At 71.2% G+C, this 2,833-nt stretch carries 2 protein-coding genes; both read right to left on the bottom strand.

Translation table 11 applies throughout. The features are described 5' to 3' along the window. The coding region (locus HUU95_RS13110; RefSeq protein ID WP_174280508.1) for a two-partner secretion domain-containing protein at positions 1-1,091 on the bottom strand (1,091 nt) is incomplete at its 3' end. Between the two features lie 28 nt (positions 1,092-1,119). Further along, positions 1,120-2,833 (bottom strand): ShlB/FhaC/HecB family hemolysin secretion/activation protein (locus HUU95_RS13105; protein ID WP_174280507.1); only part of this gene is annotated, 1,714 nt, incomplete at its 5' end.

Genomic DNA, 2,833 nt, shown 5'->3' with positions numbered 1-2,833 from the left:
GTCGCCGCCGTCGCGATCGTGCCGCCATCGGCATAGGCGGCCAGCAGCCCGCCCGTCGACGGCGTGGCGCCGTTCACTGCGGCGAGCAGGCTCACGCTCCCCAGCGTCGCCGATCCCGCCGCACCGGCGGTGTTGAGCCCGGTCAGCAGGTCGCTGTCGCCGCCGCCGAGCGGCACGCTCACCGCCGACGCGTTGTTGGCCAGCACCACCACGCCCTTGGGCGATACGGTCGCGTTGGTGACCGTCGCCGCGCCCAGGTCGAGCAGCGCGTCCACCGCCGCCTGCGGCGTCAGCAGCGCGTACACCCGGTCGCCGACGATCGCGCCCTGGATCGCGTGCGTCGCCAGCGGCGTGCCCGCGTTCACCGTGATCGATAGCGGTCCGCCCGGCGACGTCGTCATGCTGACATCGGTGGCGATGACAAAGGCGGTCGCGCCGGTGCCGGCATTGCTGCTGAGGTTCAGGTCGAGCTGCGGCGCGATCAGCGCCAGCAGGCCGTTGCTGGTGTTGATCGCCGCCGGCCCGCCCGTGTCGATCATCCCGATCCGGGCGGTGTTGGCGGCATCCTGGAATCGGACGCTGTCGGTGGTCAGGAAGGCGTTGTCGTCCGCCAGGTTGAGCGTGCTCGCCACCAGCCCGCCGACGTTGATCGCGGCGCCGTTGCCGAACAGGATGCCGTTGGGGTTGATCACCCACACCGACAGGTTGGCCGGGCCGGTCATGGTGCCGGCGATCTGCGACACGTCGGCGGTGGTGACGCGGTTGAGGATCGCCGCGTTGCCGCCGCTGGAGTTGGTGAAGGCGACCGTTCCCAGCGGGGAGATGTCGAACCCCTGCCAGTTGACGATCGCCTTGCTGGTGGCGACGTCGATGCCGAGGTTCAGGCTGGCGCCGTTCACGTCGCCCTCCGCCAGCGTCAGCGTCGTGACGTTGTCTCGGAAGGTCACCGTCCCTGCCTGCAGCGTGGGTCCGGTCGGCGTGATCGTCTCCTGCGCGGTCGCGGGTGCGCCGACCACGCCCAGGCTGAGCCCGAGCGCGCTCGTCAGCGCCAGCCGGCGGCGGAGGAACAGGGCGTGACGGGCGCGGATCATGGCATCATCCCGAAAGAACAGGCAGGCCTCAGCGGGCGGGGGCGTTGAACTTGGCGGTCAGCGAGACGAGCACGCGATCGGGCGGCGGCGCCTTGTCGATCGTGAGCGCCCGGTCCAGCGGATGGGCATAGATCGCCTCGAACAGCAGCCTGTTGAACAAGGTCAGCCGCGCGCCGCCGCCATAGGACCGCAGGTGGCGATCGACCTCCAGCTGCCCGCGATCGAGGTTGGTGAGCGCCACCGCGTCATAGAAGCCGAACAGCTGGGCATCGAGATTGGATCGGCGCAACGGCAGCCGGGCCGCCGGCTCGATCCGCAGGCCGATCGCCCGGTCGCCGCTGTTGGACCCGGGATCGTAGCCGCGCCCGACCGTGAGGTTGCCGAGGCTGAACTCCTCGTAGTTGAGCAGCGGGTCGCTCGCATACTGGCCCCGCGCGCTGGCCGTCAGCGAGAAGATCCGGTCCAGCCCGATCGTGACATCCAGATCGGCGCGCAACACGGTCGCGCGGCTGTCGCCGTCGGGCCGCGACGGGATCGCGCCGGCGCTGGAGACGCCGCCGACCGGCGTCGCGCCAAAGATGCCCAGCCCCTTGCGCGCTTCGACGTTGCCGCTGATCGAGTAGAGGATCGAGCCATCCAGCCGCCGCCGCCCGGTCTCGCCGGAGAGGCGCGCGAACACGATCCGCAGCTTGTCCGCGTTCAGCGGCACGCTGTTGCTCGCCGTCGTCGAGACCCTGGTCGTCTGGTTGACATAGTCGACGCCGACGCCGGCGCGCAGGTTGGTGTTGAGCGACCGCTTGAGCGGCAGCGTCGCGTCGAAGCCCGCGATCAGCGTGTCGGTCTTGAGGTCGAGCAGCCCCAGGTCGGGCCGGGACCAGGCATAGATGACGCGCGGCCCCAGCGTCAGGCCGGACAGGCCCAGCCCGACCGTATAGCCGCCCTGGACGATGATCTGTTCCCGGGCGTCCGCCGTGCTCGACGCCCCGAGATAGGCGACGTCATTTAGCCCCGTCAGCCCGTACAGCTCGCCGCGCAGGTAACCGGTCTCGCGGCCCAGCTGCCGGGAGTTGAAGTTCTGCGCATTGCCCAGGACGGCGAACGGGCGGTAGGTGATCGACAGGTCACCGATCACGTCGCCTGGCGCCGTGCCCGCCGGTCGCAGCGACAGCTGCACGTTCAGCCCTGGGATGTCGCCCGCCAGCAGCAGCGCGCGTTCCGCGTCGCGCTGGTTGAGCGGATCGAGCCCGCGCAGCTCCCTGATCCGCGCCTCCAGTCCCTTGCGATACGGGCCGGGCGTGCCGTGCACCCGGATGTCGGTGATCCGCGCGGTGACCACCTGCAACCGCAGTTCGCCCGAGTCGATCGACTGCGCCGGGATCTGGACCGACGCCAACCAGCCGTCGCGCCGCAACGCCGCGTTGGCGTCGTCGCGCAGCTGGCAGACGACCTTGATCGCCTGATCGCCGCCGGGCGTGGCGACGCGCGACAGGGACCGGGCCACGCCCGCCGCGAGCGCGCCGCCATCGGATCGCGTGAACCGCACCGCCGCCAGCTTCAGGCGGATCGGCGAGTCTCCGAACGGACAGCTCGTCTCCGGCAGCGCGCCGCGCGTGTCGACGCGGGTGGTCGCGGGTGGCGCGGTGGTGGGCGTCGGCAGGTTGATGGTCGGCGTCGGTGGCAGCTGGCTGGGCAGCGGCTGCTGCGGTGTCTGCGCGCCGGCCGGCACCGCCGCGAGCGCCACG

The organism is Sphingomonas bacterium (assembly GCF_903643065.1).
In the GTDB taxonomy this organism is placed as follows: domain Bacteria; phylum Pseudomonadota; class Alphaproteobacteria; order Sphingomonadales; family Sphingomonadaceae; genus Sphingomonas.
This window is presented reverse-complemented; position numbering and strand designations above follow the sequence as displayed.